This window comes from Chloroflexota bacterium (assembly GCA_020850535.1).
In the GTDB taxonomy this organism is placed as follows: domain Bacteria; phylum Chloroflexota; class UBA6077; order UBA6077; family JACCZL01; genus JADZEM01.
Genome location: JADZEM010000004.1, coordinates 1 through 15,270, shown reverse-complemented (window position 1 = coordinate 15,270; position 15,270 = coordinate 1). Strand labels below are relative to the sequence as shown.

The window sequence follows — 15,270 nt, the reverse complement described above, 5'->3', positions numbered from 1 at the left end:
CGGGCTAGCGAGCCGTCCCTGACTGTGCTACGAACGTCTTGAGCGCTCGCTCGAACGCTGTCCCCCGGATGGTGTAGCCGACCTCATTCTCGCCGCCGAGGTCGTCCCAGTGGTACGGGCAGATGATGGACGCACCGAACCCCCGGACGTTCTCCAGGGCAGCCAGCGCCGTGCCCTCGTCTTCGGTGCGCGGGTTGTACTCGAAGATGCCCCAGGGTGCACCGAAGCCACGGACCTTCTCGAAAAGGGCGGCGCTGCCGGCGTTCTCGCCGTAGGTGGTGATGCCCGTTCCGCCGCCCGTGACCTGGGCCGACGCGAGCGTGTCGGCGGCGACATCCACGTCCAGCTCGGGACTCTGATGCGCGTAGATGGTCACGCTGGTCAGCCCGGCCTCGCGGACCCAGTCCACCTGCTCCTGCACGTTGTGATCGACCAGCAGCGCGCGGAACGTCAGCCAGTCCTTCCACTGCTGGGAGTCAGACGGTGTGCGCGGCGCTGTGACGTCTCGCCAGCGTGCGTAGTTGGCGCCCCAGCGTCGGTTCAGGGTTGAGAGGCCGAGGTTGAGACCCTGCCCCTCCCAGCGGCCGCCCCTGTCGTAGATCTCGCCGCCCTGGAGCCAGTGCATGAACTCCTCGAGGACGATGGGGTTGTAGTCGTACCAGGGGTGGGTGTTGATCAGAACCTCGGAGTCGGTCGAGACTCCGACCAGCAGATGCCCGTCTGGCCCGGCTTTGAACTGCGCCAGCCAGGCGGCGGCCATCTGGAGGTTCCGCTTCTTGTAGCGGCGCACCAGCTCGTTGTATGCGCCCAGCGAGAAGTGATACTCGCCGTCCTTCGGATACGACCATGCCACGTCGTTCTGATCCCAGGCCATCAGGCGGGGATCGCCCATCAAGCGGTCAACCAGCGGCCCGCCGCCGGCCCAGCGCCCGCCGTTGAGGTGGACGAGGAACGGGGCGTTGGCGGCCCTCGCAGCGTTCGCGATGCGCTCCAGCCCATCCATCTTCGGCTTGTAGTGGATGTCGGGGTCTTCGTCGCGCTCGTCAGGCCCTTCGACCTCGGCCATGTAGCGGTAGACGCCGCTGAACCCGACCTTGACGCCGCCGCTGCCATCCCCAAGCCGGCTCTGGACGTCGCGGACGCGCGCCTCGGTGACCGTGCCGTCCAGGATTGGGAGGACGAAGAGGGGCTGCTGCGCCGCGACGGACTGCGGGCGCGGGAGCAGCGTCAGGCCGAGCAGCAGGAACGCGGCGACGACGGAGACCGCACGGTTCAGCGGATGCACGTGCACGAGTCGGACTCTCCCGAGGCCCGAAGAGGGCGGCCGGGGCAGTGTACCGGATGTCGGCCGGCTCGCCGGCGGATTACCGACACGGCGACGTCAGGCCTCGGCAGCTCGCTGGCGGCGGCCAGGGCCGGTCGAAAGGCGGAGGGGGAGGGATTCGAACCCCCGGTGCTTGCGCACAGGCGTTTTCAAGACGCCCACATTAAACCGCTCTGACACCCCTCCGAGGGCGCGTCCCACAATTCTACCCGAGGCCGCCGCCTCGCGCACGGCGACGTGGCACGGCGCATCCTCCGCGCGCGGATTCTGACTCGCGATGGTCGTGGCGAAGGAGAGGCGACCATTCACGACACCATGCACGACGACGTTGCCATGTCCCTGGGGCTTCAGTTCTGTTCCTGAGACCGTGGCTGGGCGTCGTCGTCTCGGCGTCGTGCCGCTCGTCAGATGTGTGCGCTGGTTGCTCGGGCGTCGGCCCTGCGTGGCACGCTCTGTGCAGCAGCGGCTGCCCTGCACGGCCGGGCCCCGGTCGATGCGGAGAGGGCTCCTTGGGCAGTCACCACTCCACTCGGCGTACCCTGCCGTCAGCCACCCTCCTCGGGGGAGCGCTGGCCCTGCTGGCCGCTGGCTGCACGCGCATCGACGGCCTGGCGCCCGTCACGACGCAGGGCGACGCTGTCCACTGGCTCTTCATGTTCGAGCTGGGGCTGGCGTTCCTGGTGGCCGGGGCCGTCGGCTGTGCCGTCGTCTATGCCATGTTCAAGTTCCGCGACCGCCCTGGCGCCCCTGATCCGCCTCAGATCCACGGCAATACCCGCCTTGAGCTGGCCTGGACCGGCGCGCCGGCCCTGCTGCTGGTGCTGTTGTTCGTCCTGATGGTCAGGTCCATGTCGACCGTCGAGGCCGAGGCGGCGACCTCGCTGCGCGTCCGCGTCATCGCGCATCAGTGGTGGTTCGAGTACCAGTACCCTGAGCTCGGGATCATCACCGCCAACGAGCTGCACCTGCCGGTCGGGCAGCCGGTTCGGCTGGAGCTGGAGTCGGCCGACGTCGTCCACAACTTCTGGATCCCGCAGTTCGGTTGGAAGAAGGACAACACGCCCAACCGAACCACGCACATGAACGTCGTCGTCAACGAGGCCGGCACCTTCGACGGGGCGTGCACCGAGTTTTGCGGCACGCAGCACGCCTGGATGCGGATTCGAGCAGTCGCGTCGCCGCCCGCCGAGTTTCAGGCCTGGGTGACCCGCAACCAGCGGCCGGCCCAGTCTTCGGCGCGCGGACAGCAGGTGTTCCAGCAGAACACCTGCGTGAGCTGCCACGCGATCCAGGGCGTGAGCGATGCCCGCGTCGGTCCCGACCTCTCGCATGTCGGATCGCGCACGACCCTTGGCGCGGGCGTGCTGGGCAACTCGCCCGACGAGCTGCGCTCCTGGATCGTCGAGCCGGGGCGGATCAAGCCGGGCGCACTGATGCCCGGCTACCCCGACCTGCCGGAGGACGATCTGCGGGCGCTGGTCGAGTATCTGGGAGGGCTGAAGTAGCGATGGCCGCCGTGGCGCATCCTCTCCCCGAGGCCTCCCGCCCCGCCGAGCGCTTCCAGGGGCTGCTCTCCTGGCTCGCCACCACCGACCACAAGCGCATCGGCCTCCTCTACATCGCGACAGGCGTCCTGTTCCTGGCCGTGGCTGGCTTCGAAGCGCTGCTGATGCGGGTGCAGCTGACCTGGCCGCGTCTGGAGTTCCTCAGTCCGCACGCCTACAACGTCCTGTTCACGATGCACGGCACGACCATGGTCTTCCTGGTCGGCATGCCGATCCTCTTCGGATTCATCAACTACATCGTGCCACTGCAGATCGGCGCGCACGACATGGCGTTCCCCCGGCTGAACGCCCTCAGCTACTGGACGTTCCTCTTCGGCTCGCTGATCCTCCACTTCAGCTTTCTGCTGAACGCCGCCCCGGACATGGGCTGGTACGCCTACGCGCCGCTGACCGTCCGACCGTACTCGACAGGGCAAGGCGTCGATTTCTGGGTGATCAGCCTGCTGGTGACGGCCGTCGGAAGCATCGCGACCGCCGTCAACGTCGTGGTGACCGTCGCCAAACTGCGCGCGCCCGGCCTGACGGCGTTCCGGCTGCCGATCTTCACCTGGATGGCCGTCGCCACCTCGATCATCGCCCTGTACGCGCTGCCGCCGCTGGCTGCCGCCCAGATCATGCTGCTGTTCGACCGGTTCTTCGGGACGCACTTCTACAACGCGGCGCTCGGAGCGGACCCGCTGCTCTGGCAGCACCTGTTCTGGTTCTTCGGGCACCCCGAGGTCTACATCCTGATCCTGCCGGCCTTCGGGATGATCTCCGAGATCGTGCCCGTGTTCGCCGGCAAGCGCATCTTCGGCTATCCGTTCGTCGTCGGCTCGGGGATGTTCATCGCCTTCTACTCGATGCTCGTCTGGGCGCACCACATGTTCACGGCGGGCATGGGGTTCATCCCGGACGCCTTCTTCGGCGCCACCACGATGGTGATCGCGATCCCGACCGGTGTGAAGATCCTCAACTGGCTGGCGACGATCTGGGGCGGTCGCATCCGCTTCACCATCCCGATGATGTATGCGCTGGCCCTCTTGATCATGTTCCCGATTGGCGGCGTGACGGGCGTCCACTTCGCCACCGTCCCGATCGACTGGCAGACCTCCGACACCTACTACGTGGTGGCGCACTTCCACTACGTCCTCTTCCCGGGCACGGTCTTCGCATCGTTGGGCGGCCTCTACTACTGGTTCCCCAAGATGAGCGGCCGCATGCTGGACGAGCGCCTCGGGAAGTGGCAGTTCTGGCTCACGATTGTCGGCGTCAACCTGACGTTCTTCCCGATGCACGTCGTCGGGCTGATGGGGATGCCGCGCCGCGTCTACACCTACCCGGATCTGCCCTGGTGGGGGCCGATCAACGTCCTGGTCACCATCGGCGCGCTGGTGACGGCGGCGGGCGTGCTGCTGCTCGTGGTGAACATCCTCTACAGCCTACGGCGCGGCCGGCTGGCTGGCGACAACCCGTGGGATGCCTGGACGCTCGAATGGGCCACGACCTCCCCGCCGCCAGCCTACAACTTCGAGAGTCTGCCGCCGGTCCGCGGCGCCCGGCCGCTCTGGGATCTCGCCCACGCCACCGACGAGCAGCGCGAGGAGGAGAAGCGGCCCGGCGAGAGCGCCCTCCGCGCCGCCACCGACGACGGCAGCTTTCTGGCACGCACGCGCGCATCGCTGCTCGGCATGTACATCTTCATCGCCTCGGAGAGCTTCTTCTTCGGCGGCCTGCTGACGGCGTTCCTGTACTACCGCACCCGCGACGCCGGCGGGTTTGGCCCACACGACCTGGATATCGTGACCACTGGCCTTTTCAGCATCGCGCTGTTCGCCAGCAGCGCGACCGTCGTGATGGCCGAGCGGCGGCTGCACCACGGCGACCATCGCGGGTTTCAGATCTGGCTCGGGGTCACGGTCGCCCTCGGCGCGGTGTTCGTCGGCGGTCAGCTCCTGGAGTACGCGACCCTCTACCGCGAAGGTGTCCGACTGAGCAGTAACCTGTTCAGTTCGGCGTTCTTCACGCTGACCGGATTCCACGGTCTGCACGTGCTGATCGGGCTGCTGGCACTGGGGATCGTCGGCGGGCTGTCCGCGCGCGGCGCGTTCCGAGACGGTCGGCACCTCGGCGCGGTCGAATCCGTCTCGTGGTACTGGCACTTCGTGGACGGCGTGTGGGTCGTCGTCTTCTCGACCGTGTACCTGTTGGCGTGGGTGATGTAGGCACCGATCCGCGCTGTGAGCGAGCGAGCAGCGCAGTCCTGAGCGAGGGAGTGGGGATGGCAGGAGAGCAGCGAGCGAACGACCGTCCAGACGCGGCGCATGGCGGGGCGGTTGAGCACGTCCTCCCGCATGAGTCGCTCGCGCCGATCGCGCTGGCGGCCGGCATCGGGCTGCTGGGTTTCGGGCTGCTCACGAACCTGATCTTCAGCATCGTCGGGATCGCGACGATGGGCTGGGCGCTGGCGACCTGGATCGGGGAGATGCGCCATGACTGATCGCGCGCAGACGGCGACCGCCGACCTGCTCGACCGACGTGCCTTCCTGAACCGCCTGAGCCTGCTGCTGAGCGGCCTGATCGGCCTGGTGCTGAGCGTGCCGATCCTGGCCTACCTGTTGACGCCGCTGCTCAGGCGCGCGCCGGGCGTCTGGCTGAACATCGGGACGACCGACACGTTCAAGGTCGGCGAGACGGTCCAGGTCGCCATCGAAGACCCGTCACCGTTGCCCTGGGCCGGCGAGACCACCAGGACGGCCATCTGGCTGCGCCGGGACGGCCAGACCGACTTCACCGCGTTCGCCGTGAACTGCACGCACCTCGCCTGCCCCGTGAACTGGCAGGCGCAGGCGAAGATCTTCCTCTGCCCGTGCCACGGCGGCGTCTTCTACGGCGATGGCCGGGTGGCAGCCGGGCCGCCGCCCCGCCCGCTCCCGCGGTACGACGTGCGGGTGCAGGGCGCGAACGTCCAGGTGCTGACGCGTCGCGTCCCCATCGGCGGAGACTGAGGCCCGGCATGAAGCTCCTCAAGCGCGCCTGGGCCTGGCTCGACGACCGGATCGGCTGGTCGTCGGCGATCTGGCCGATTGTCGTGCATCCGGTTCCGAAGGTGAACTGGTGGTACGTGCTGGGCAGCGCCACGCTGATCGCGTTCATCGTGCAGGTGGTGACGGGCGTGGCGCTGGCGTTCACCTACGTGCCGGCCCCCAATGCCGCCTACGAGTCGCTGGACTTCATCACCAATCGAGCGGTGTTCGGCAACGTCGTGCGGGGCCTGCACTACTGGGGGTCGTCGGCGATGGTCGTGCTGGCGTTCGCCCACCTCGCGCACGTCTTCCTGATCGGCGCGTTCAAGTTCCCGCGCGAGGTCAACTGGCTGACGGGCGTGGTCCTGCTGGGCATGACGTTGGCGATGGCGTTCACCGGCCAGTTGCTGCGTTGGAACCAGGATGCCTACTGGGCGGTCTCGCTGATGGCGTCGATGGCCTCGCGGGTGCCGCTGGTTGGCGATCTGCTGGTTGACATCATCATCGCCGGGCAGACGGTCGGCGGCGCGACGCTCACGCGGTTCTACGCAACCCACGTCTTCCTGATCCCGGCCGCGATGTTCGTGCTGGTTGGCTTGCACCTGTACCTCGTGATCCGCCACGGCGTGTCCGAGATGCCAAGGCCCGGTCGACCGGTCAACCCGAAGACCTATCGCCAGGAGTACGACGAACTGCTGCACCGCGATGGCATCCCGTTCTGGCCGGATTTTGCCTGGAAGGATGTCGTCTTCGCGCTGGTGACCGGCTCGCTGGTGCTGCTGCTGGCCGTGGTGCTCGGCGCTCCCGAGCTGGGCCCGCAGGCCAACCCCACGAATCTCGAAGCGCACCCGAAGCCGGACTGGTACTTCCTGTGGCTGTTCGCGCTGCTGAGCTACGCGCCGCCAGCCCTGGAAAGTCTGGTGATCGTAGGGTTGCCCCTGTTGCTGGGCATCCTGCTGGTGATCGTGCCGTTCACCGCGCCGGCCGGCGAGCGGAGCTGGAAACGGCGACCCTGGGCTGTCGCGACGGTCGTCTTTTTCGGGTTGTCGGCCGGTGCGCTGATGTGGCAGGGCCACCGCTCGCCGTGGGCGCCGGTGCTGCACGCCGAGGTGCCGGCGAGCGTCTCGGGCGACCTCCGTGGCGACGCCGCCCGTGGCTCGGCGCTGTTCGCCTCGGAGGCCTGCCTCGCCTGCCACCTGGTCGGCGGCGCGGGCGGCCAACGCGGCCCAGACCTGACGTTCGTCGGCGACCGGCTGACGCGCGAGCAGCTGATCTGGCGCATCCTGTACGGTGGTAACAATATGCCAGCCTACGGCCAGATGCTCTCGCCAGACGACCTCGACGCGCTGGTGGCGTTCCTGTCGGAACGACGCAGCCGCTGACCGGGGCCGTAGCGAGCGGCGCATGCCTCGGCGGCCCGGGAAGGCCCTCCCCGAGGTCACGGGCTGAGCGCCGCCTTGTTGGTCCGTGGCCGCGCCCTCTACGAGAGGTAGCGGCCGAGGAAGTCGAACGTCTTTGCCCAGGCGTCCATCGCCTGCTGCGGCCGGAAGACGGGCCGGTCGTGGTACCAGAAGGCGTGCCCGGCGCCGTCGTAGCGGTGGAACTCGTAGTTCTTGCCGTGTTTCTTCAGCTCGGCCTCGTGTTGATCGACTTCGGCCGGCGTTGGCGCGGCGTCATCGTTGCCGAAGAGGCCGAGCAGCGGGCAGCTCAGGTCAGCGGTCAGGTCGATGGGCGCGACCGGCAGCCGCGGCGTGAGCGCGTCAGGGGCCATCACGACGCGGCCGCCCCAAAGATCGACGCAGGCGTCCACGTTCTTCAGCTTCGAGGCGACGAGCAGGGCATGCCGGCCGCCGGAGCAGGTGCCGACCACGCCGACCTTGCCGTTGCTGGTGGGCTGGGCCCGCAGCCACTGGATCGCCTGGTCGGCGTCGGCGACTACCTCGTTGTCGTCGGCGCCGCCTTCGGCGCGGGCCTTCGCCGCGACCTCGTCGGGCGTGCCGTGCCCGACACGGCAGTACAGGTCGGGGCAGACGGCCGTGTAGCCGTGCTGCGCGAACCGGCGAGCGAACTCCATGTAGAGCTCGTCCCAGCCGGGCAGATGGTGCATCAGGAGGACGCCGGGGAACGGCCCTGGCCCCTCCGGGCGCGCGACGTAGGCGTGAATCTGGTCGCCCTTGCCGCCGGTGATGGTGGTGATGCCGGCCACGATGGCCTGCTGCGAATCGGTCCTGAACGAGTTCCACGACATCGGAGAAACCCCCTCGTTGCCAGCCGAGAGATTGGACGCGCAGGAGCGTCGGCCAGCGCGCCTGGAGAGCATGGTAGATGGCAGGGCGCGCCGTGTCGAGTTTCTGGGTCGTGGGTCGTGGGTCGTGGGTCGTGGGTCGTGGGTCGTGGGTCGTGGGTCGTGGGTCGTGGGTCGTGGGTCGTGGGTCGCGTCTGCCCGATCTGCTACAAGTGAGGCTGACTCTGCTGGCAGGTTGGGCCGGGGCGACGTCAGCGTGGCGGCCCGGCACGGGGAGGTGCTTACGATGCCACCGATCAGCTTCGAGCGTGTCCATGACCGCGTCTATCGGCTTGGCGTGCCGTTCGAGGGCGGCGGCCTGACGAACATGTACCTGGTGCGTGGCGCGAAGACCGCTGTGATCGACACGGCGGTGCTCGGCGCGCCCACCGAGTATCTCGCGCCGGCCCTCGAGGAGATCGGGCTGGGCCTGGGCCAGGTGGACTATGTGCTCAATACGCACGGGCACATGGATCATCTGGGCGGCAACTCCGAGATGAAGGATGCTGGCGCGGAGATCGCCATTCATTCGGCGGATGCCGAGCGGACCAGGAACAACCGGGGCCACGTGGACCGCTCGGCAGACGGTCTCGCGGTGCTTGGCCTGATGGATCGGCTCCCGGCCCGTGAGGCGATGCTGCTGCGGCTGCTCGGGCGCGAGGTCGGCTGCGACCGCGAGCTTGAGGATGGCGACGTGGTGGACCTGGGCAACGATCTGAAGCTGACCGTCGTTCACACGCCCGGCCACACGCCCGGTGCGGTCTGCTACTACTGGGAGGCGGCCGGCATCCTGATCACGGGCGACTCGATCCAGGCGCGCGGGAGTCGAGTCGGCGGGATGCCGGTCCTCGAAGATCCGTCCGTCTACCCGTCCAGCTTGAAGAAGGCCGAGGGCGTCGGCGCGACGACCCTCTTCATGGGACACGCGTTCAAGGGGCGAGACGGCGACCTCGGCCCGGTGGCGACCGGCGGCACGGTGGCCGACGTGTTCCGCGAGAGCCATCTGACGCATGAGGCCTGGATGAAGGCGGTCTCGCAGGCGCTGTCGGAGCTGCCGAACGGCTCGGGCGGCGAGCGGGCGATGCGCGCGGTGGGGCTGCTGCGGGAGTCGTTCGCGTTGAACGACGTGGATGGCGGCTATCCATCGTCCGGCACCACGACCATCCCGGCCTACTTGCGGACGGCAGCGCGTTAACCTGATGCAGGAATGTCGGAGTGCCGAGCGTGTTGGCGCGCTCGGCAATCCTTTGCTATCCTCCAGGAGGTGCTCTCTCGCCGAACGGCGGGTCTGGCACGTGCCATGCCGACGTAGCTCAATCGGCAGAGCGGCTGTTTTGTAAACAGCAGGTTGCGGGTTCGATTCCTGTCGTCGGCTCCTGCTCCTACCAGATAGGAAACGCCCCTCCGGGCAGCGGTCCGGAGGGGCGTTTCCGTGGTCGGTGGGGGAACAGGTGGGGGAACTGAGTTCTGACTATGGCGTTCGGGCTTGCCGGATGGTATCTGCGAGGCGCGTAGCGGCCCGCCGCTTCGCACCCGGGACCACGTGCGCGTAGATGGACATCGTCACGGCGGGCGTGCTGTGACCGAGGTACTGGCTCACGGTAGGGGCATCTTCACCGGCCGCGAGCATCATGGTCGCCGCCCCGTGCCGCAGGTCGTGAAAGCGGGTCGAAGTCGGCAGGCCGGCCACGGCGAGGAGTGCCTTGAACCTTCGGCTGACGTTCGTCGCCTGGAGGGGCGTGCCGACCGCAGAGGCAAAGACGAGGTCTGGGTCTCCATAGGCTTCGCGGAGCTTCTGTTGTACCCACTTCTGACGATCCTGGTGGGCCCGTAGCGCGGCGACGGCATCGGGGGCCAGGTCCAGAACACGATACCCGTCCTTCGACTTTGTCGGGTTGTACTCGGCCCCGCCCTTTCTCGTGGCTACTTGCGTGCGACGGATCGTGAGACGACCTTCGTTCAAGTCCACGTCTGACCAGCGGAGCGCCAAAAGCTCGCCCTGGCGCGCGCCGGTGAACGCCGCCATCTCCCACAGGCCGAGCAGTGTGTCGCCCGCCTCTGCCGCCGTACTGAGCAGTTTCGCGGTCTGCTCGGGACTCAGCGGCTGAATCTCGCGTCGCTCCACGCGCGGCGGGTCCACGCGATCGCACGGGTTGACTGAGATGAAGCCTTTGCGCAAACCCCACCGAAGGGCCGTGTTGAGCACCACATAGAGCTGTTGCACGGTGCGGGCAGTCAGCGGGCGGTGACCGTCTTCACGCTTGCTGCTCGCCTTCTCACGCGGCGCTGTGCGCTTTACGGCCAAGAACTGCTGAATCCGCGCAGCCTTCAACTCGGACAACTTGATTGCCCCGAGCGCTGGTAGGAAGTGGAAGCGGACGCACTGCTCATAGCGGCGATCGGTGTTGGTCCGAATGTCGGGCCGGACGCTCGTCAGCCACGCGCTCAGAAGCGCTGCAAGCGTCTCTCCGCGCCGTTCGGCGTCAGGGAGTAGTCCGCCGGCGGCCTTGGCCTTGATGCCGTCAAGTTTGGCCTTGCAGTCGTCCTGCCGGCGCGCCGTCGTACGGCGAATGTCTGGCTTGCCGTCAGCCCGGTAGCCGACCATCACCTCGCCTACCCAGAGCTTCCGCTTCGCGTCGAAATAGAGGGTGCCCTCGCGATCAGCGCGCTTCTTAGCCTTGCGCTTCTGGGCCTTGGGAGACTCTTCGGTACCGTCCACGTCAGTCGGTGTCTGCTTCTTCGGCATCGTTCCCCTCCCCGGGATCAGCTCGGATCGCTCGCGACTGAATGGCCGCCGAGGATTCGCCGGACTTCGGACTCTGGGATGCGCCAGCCGGCACGCTTGCCGCCGGGCCGCACGCCGCGCAGCCGACCATCTCGCAGCCAGACGCGAATGGTCTCGGGATTCATGCGCAGACGCTCCGCGACCTCGGGTACCGTCAGGAACAGCTCATCGCTCATCGCCGCCTCCATCGCCATAATACCATAGGATACCAATCAATGCTTGATAAAACCAGCATGGGATGGTATTATCTGGTATGAAGAGGCCGCCCAGGTGCGGGAACACCCGAGCGGCCGAGCCACACCAGTCGTTGGAGGACTGACGTGACGATCGAGATTAGCACCACCGACAAGCGCGATGGCAAGGCACTCGCCCTGTTCGCCCGCTGCGCCGAGTGGCAGACCGGCCACACGAAGGACGGCCGCGCGTTCTTCGCCATTCCCGGCAGCGACCCGGGCCTGCTCCACATGACCGACCAGCGCGATTGCTCCTGCCAGGACCGCCAGCGCTCCCGCAACGTCTGCAAGCACATGCGAGCCGTCCGCCTCTGGATGGCGGCATTCGCGACCGGCGCCGTGGCTCCCAAGCCACGGCCCGCCACTCCCGCTGTGACTGACGATGCCGGCATCGGCGACGAGCTTGTCATTCTGACGCCCGAGGGCGCGGCACTACTGGCCGAGGCAAAGGACCAGACCGATTCGGCCACGACGCGGTACGCGAAGCTGTATCCGACGTGCCGCGTCAAGGGTTGTCAGGACGACCCGGAGCCGCGCTCGCTGGATTGCTACCGTCACCAGCTCGTCGACGCCTTCTGAGCGGGTGACCGAACTCGCTTCGTCGTCGGGCCGGCGGGCTACCTCGCCGGCCCGTTCTGCTGCCCGTCGCCGCCTGCATCGACCGCCGGCCGGTGCGCTGCACGGCGCCAGGCTGCCGCGCCCTGGAGTTCCGCCAACGTCCGGACGGAACCTGGCGCTGCTTGAAGAGCGGCCACGTCGCCAGCGTGTATGAGCTGATGCCCGCTGTGGCCGGAGGAGCCGAATAAGGTCGGCGGTCGGCAGTCCGGGAACCCCCATGGACACCGGGAACCCCCTTGGACGGCCGAAACCCCCATGACGGCCGGGAACCCTCATGACGCGCTCCTCGAGTTCGCGGTACGGGCGGGCCAGCGGCGATTTGGTTTCCGTCGCCATCTCGACATGGGAACGGTCGGCAGCGATCCGCCGGGCGCCAAGCCTCGCCAGGAAGTCCTGCCGGGAGAGTGACCCACCGAGGCGGGTCATCGTGCGTCGGGCCATGCCATACTGGCAGCGACGCCCGCTCGCGTCCGGAGGGGTCCGTGTCAGGAACATCGATCATGCGAGCCCGCCATTCTTCAAGGCTTCTAATTGCATTCACCTTGATTGTCGTGCTGGTCAGCGAGCGGGATGCGGCGGCGCAGGGGACGCAGCCGGATCAGCAGTGGGTGAACCTCGGGCCACCGGGGGCCCCTTCGATATCTATCCTGGCGGTGTCCGAGGACTGGCCGTCGGACCCGTTCCTGTACGCCCTGCAGCGTCAGTCTGGTGATGACCAGGCAGCAGAAGCTGTCCGCAGTATCGACGGTGGCACTTCCTGGGAGTCGCTCGGGTTAGCTCCTGAGGGGCTCTCCCAGCCCATTGTCGTAGCGTCCAACCGCCTCGGACGGGTCATGTTCGCCCTCACCGATCGGGGCCAGCTCTCGGACCGCCAGCTCGTCTCGCGTGCCCTGATCAGATCGGTCGACGGCGGGATGACGTGGACGACATTGCTCGACGTGACAGTCGATACTGACCAGCGGGATGCGCGCTCCGCCATCCGCCTCTCACCGACGTTCCGCACCGATGAGGGCATCTTCGTGATCATTCAGGGACGCCTATACCGCTCATTCGACGCGGGCGACACGTTGGAGTCGCTGGACCCATCGTCAGGGCGCCGAGTACGTGACGTGGCGATTTCATCTGCCTTTGACACGGACCGGACGTTGTTCGCTACTGCCACGAATGGCTCATTCGCCGCCTACATTGCTGATGCGCAGGGGCGACAAGCACAGCGAGACGCCGTGAATGGTGACGCCGACCTGGTGATCTCTACTGATGCAGGCATTACGTGGGTCTCTCGCGCCGCCGGGCTCGTCCTCGACGGCCAACCCTTCCGCCACGTCGAGTCACTGGCGGTTTCGCCAACCTACCCGCAGGATGGAGTCATCTTCGCCTTCGCGTGGGGCCTCACACCAGCGGGGCTCACTCCCTCCAGCGAGATTCGGTCGGTGCTATTTCGGAGCCGTAACTCCGGCGGCACGTGGGAGTTCGTCTGGGAGCCATTCCCGCTGAGCCGGGATACTGGGAACATGCTGTTTCAGGCGTCGCTGGCGATGTCGCCCGCGTTCGCTACGAACGGTGTGGCGGTCATGACCTCCCAGGGTCATAACGCAGGTCCCCACGGTTCGCCCTGCCGCGTCCTCGCATCCCGGGATGGAGGGGCGACCTGGAGCGTTCGCCGCACCAACGGCGAGAGCGTCTACTGCGGCGTGCCGCGCATCGGCGGCGACAACGGACTGACCGCGACCTGGCTGCAGAACGGTCCGTCGGGAGAGACATCCTGGAACTGGTCGACCGACGCAGGGATGACCCTGCAACGCGCTACTCCGCCGGGTTCGAGAAGTGGGTCGACCGAAACGCGAAACCCGTTCCCTCGGGCCATGGTGACGAACGACGGGACGATGTTCTTCGGCAACCAGCAGGGCGTCTGGGCGCTCGGCCCGAGCGCGCGGCCGGCGGGGGGTGGGTCACCGTGAGGCGGCGCGTGCTGGTTCTGCTCATTTCCTTCTCGCCCCTACTCGCGGCCGTCGTGCTGGCGCAGCCGGTTTCGCGGGCTGAGGGAGCCTGCCCGAGCGCAGACGGATGGACTTACCTATCCGCGCCGCATCGTCCAGTACGTCCAGTCGATGAGGAAGTGTTCAGTCCCACCTCTGTCGCGGTCTCGTGGAAGGAATCACCAGCCATTTTCGTGTCCGGTTACTGGGGGCTCGTTCGCAGTGACGACTGCGGGCTGACGTGGTCGAGCATCGCGTCGGCTGATGACCCCGGTGGCCCCTATCTGACAGTGGCTATTGACCAGACAGGGCGTCTCTACCTGCTGTCGTACGAGCAGATGGGCATTAGCGACGACGGCGGGCTGAGTTGGCAGAGGCCAAGGGTTTTCTACCCCGGGGACACTGAAGGCAGCGTGCCGTACGGCGTAGCTCTTGGAATCGCTCCGACTGTGCCAGGAATGGCCTACGCTTGGATCAAGACTCGCGCAGGTCGGGGAGAGCAAGTTACTGCGCGTTCGATTGACGGAGGTCTCACCTGGCAGGTAGTAGCTCGTCGACCATTTGGCTCGCCGATCGTGATCGACCCGGATCCTGCCATCGTGTATTCGGCCTTCTCGGATCGGTACATCTCGCGAAACGTTGTGTCCGACGCTAACACGACTTACGAGCGACTCGCCGAGTTCCGTGAGAAGGTGAGTGCAGTCGCGATGAGTGCGGACGGCACTCGGCTCTGGGCTGCGACGGTAGGCAATGTGCTGTATCTCAGCAGGGACCGGGGAGCTACGTGGAGTGAGGTTCCGGGGTCACCACCGGCCGGCTCCTGGCGGTATCTCGCCGTCCCACCCTTGGAGCCTCATATCCTGTACGGCATCAGTCAGGACGGTGGTCTCTGGATCTACCGCGAGCCGGCAGACACGGCTGCTGAGGCGGCGGCAGGGTCACCGTGAGACGGCCACGGCTGGCGTTGCTCGTCTGCATAGTAGTGCTCGCTACGCTAGCGTGCCGGGGTGCCGTAGAACAGCTTCCCGAGCCTGGTATCGAGGCAGACGTTGAGACTGGCGGACTTGGCCTAATGCGCCTCGACTGGGGGCGGCGATATCCAGGCGCCGGACGTGAGGCTGTCCGAGCGGGCTGATGCTCTCCTGAACAGGATATTGCCTGCTTTCGATCCCTCACGGCGTCTGGAGCGGCTGGAGAAGAGCCTTCGCCGCATGGATGAGGCTCAAGAGCCGAGACGGGGACCGGGGCGGCCAACGAAGGCGGAGCGGCGCAGCCGGCTTCGGCCACCAGAACCGACGCCAGCGCCGGCCAACAAGCGAAGTCGAGGCCGCCCGAAGGTCAAGCGCGCCTATCACCGCAGGGCTCCATTTCGGCCGGCAACAGCGGCCGACGACCAGCGGGCATTCTGCGGTCGCTGTAGGGACCGTCGCCAGTTGACGAACGCCCGGACCATCACGTTCGCGAACGGCAGGACGGCGAT

Annotated in this window: 13 protein-coding genes and 2 tRNA genes; 10 read left to right on the top strand and 5 right to left on the bottom strand. The window is 67.2% G+C overall.

Annotated features, from left to right (window positions below; translation table 11 throughout):
* Nucleotides 1–4: 4 nt before the first annotated feature.
* Nucleotides 5–1,291, bottom strand: coding sequence for a hypothetical protein (locus tag IT306_00320; GenBank protein ID MCC7366831.1), 1,287 nt, complete (start codon nucleotides 1,289–1,291; stop codon nucleotides 5–7).
* Nucleotides 1,292–1,427: 136 nt separating this feature from the next.
* Nucleotides 1,428–1,510, bottom strand: a tRNA-Ser gene (locus IT306_00315).
* A gap of 323 nt (nucleotides 1,511–1,833) precedes the next feature.
* Here IT306_00315 and coxB point away from each other — a divergent pair.
* Genes coxB through IT306_00290 form a run of 5 tightly spaced genes read left to right on the top strand, consistent with a single transcriptional unit; the run spans nucleotide 1,834 to nucleotide 7,276 of the window.
* On the top strand, nucleotides 1,834–2,829 hold the full coding sequence (coxB, locus tag IT306_00310; protein ID MCC7366830.1) for a cytochrome c oxidase subunit II: 996 nt from the start codon (nucleotides 1,834–1,836) through the stop codon (nucleotides 2,827–2,829).
* A gap of 2 nt (nucleotides 2,830–2,831) precedes the next feature.
* Entirely contained in the window at nucleotides 2,832–5,093 is a 2,262-nt protein-coding gene (ctaD, locus tag IT306_00305; protein ID MCC7366829.1) for a cytochrome c oxidase subunit I, read from the top strand.
* Between the two features lie 56 nt (nucleotides 5,094–5,149).
* Nucleotides 5,150–5,368, top strand: a complete 219-nt coding sequence (locus tag IT306_00300; protein ID MCC7366828.1) for a hypothetical protein — start codon at nucleotides 5,150–5,152, stop codon at nucleotides 5,366–5,368.
* Nucleotides 5,361–5,876, top strand: coding sequence for a Rieske (2Fe-2S) protein (locus IT306_00295; GenBank protein ID MCC7366827.1), 516 nt, complete (start codon nucleotides 5,361–5,363; stop codon nucleotides 5,874–5,876). Before IT306_00300 ends, IT306_00295 begins: the two co-directional genes overlap by 8 nt.
* Nucleotides 5,877–5,884: 8 nt before the next feature.
* The gene (locus IT306_00290; protein ID MCC7366826.1) at nucleotides 5,885–7,276 is read left to right on the top strand and encodes a cytochrome b N-terminal domain-containing protein; all 1,392 of its coding nucleotides are present in this window, start codon (nucleotides 5,885–5,887) and stop codon (nucleotides 7,274–7,276) included.
* Nucleotides 7,277–7,374: 98 nt separating this feature from the next.
* Here IT306_00290 and IT306_00285 read toward each other — a convergent pair whose 3' ends face one another.
* Nucleotides 7,375–8,142, bottom strand: a complete 768-nt coding sequence (locus IT306_00285; protein MCC7366825.1) for a dienelactone hydrolase family protein — start codon at nucleotides 8,140–8,142, stop codon at nucleotides 7,375–7,377.
* Nucleotides 8,143–8,425: 283 nt separating this feature from the next.
* Between IT306_00285 and IT306_00280 the strand changes: the two genes are divergently transcribed.
* Entirely contained in the window at nucleotides 8,426–9,373 is a 948-nt protein-coding gene (locus IT306_00280) for an MBL fold metallo-hydrolase (GenBank protein ID MCC7366824.1), read from the top strand.
* A 107-nt stretch (nucleotides 9,374–9,480) separates the two neighbouring features.
* A tRNA-Thr gene (locus IT306_00275) sits at nucleotides 9,481–9,553 on the top strand.
* A 96-nt stretch (nucleotides 9,554–9,649) separates the two neighbouring features.
* On the opposite strand, the gene IT306_00270 is transcribed toward IT306_00275, so the two are convergent.
* Nucleotides 9,650–10,924: a site-specific integrase gene (locus IT306_00270; protein MCC7366823.1), complete on the bottom strand. Its 1,275-nt coding sequence runs from the start codon at nucleotides 10,922–10,924 to the stop codon at nucleotides 9,650–9,652.
* A 17-nt stretch (nucleotides 10,925–10,941) separates the two neighbouring features.
* Nucleotides 10,942–11,139 (bottom strand): helix-turn-helix domain-containing protein, encoded by a 198-nt coding sequence (locus tag IT306_00265; GenBank protein ID MCC7366822.1) that lies wholly within the window; start codon nucleotides 11,137–11,139, stop codon nucleotides 10,942–10,944.
* Nucleotides 11,140–11,283: 144 nt separating this feature from the next.
* Here IT306_00265 and IT306_00260 point away from each other — a divergent pair, with 144 nt between their 5' ends.
* The 3 genes from IT306_00260 (at nucleotide 11,284) to IT306_00250 (ending at nucleotide 14,737) form a co-directional block, all read left to right on the top strand.
* Nucleotides 11,284–11,775: a hypothetical protein gene (locus IT306_00260; GenBank protein MCC7366821.1), complete on the top strand. Its 492-nt coding sequence runs from the start codon at nucleotides 11,284–11,286 to the stop codon at nucleotides 11,773–11,775.
* Nucleotides 11,776–12,356: 581 nt separating this feature from the next.
* Nucleotides 12,357–13,772 carry an exo-alpha-sialidase gene (locus tag IT306_00255; GenBank protein MCC7366820.1) on the top strand — a complete coding sequence of 472 codons (1,416 nt, stop codon included), beginning with the start codon at nucleotides 12,357–12,359 and terminating at the stop codon, nucleotides 13,770–13,772.
* Between the two features lie 8 nt (nucleotides 13,773–13,780).
* Nucleotides 13,781–14,737, top strand: coding sequence for an exo-alpha-sialidase (locus IT306_00250; protein MCC7366819.1), 957 nt, complete (start codon nucleotides 13,781–13,783; stop codon nucleotides 14,735–14,737).
* Nucleotides 14,738–15,270 lie beyond the last annotated feature (533 nt).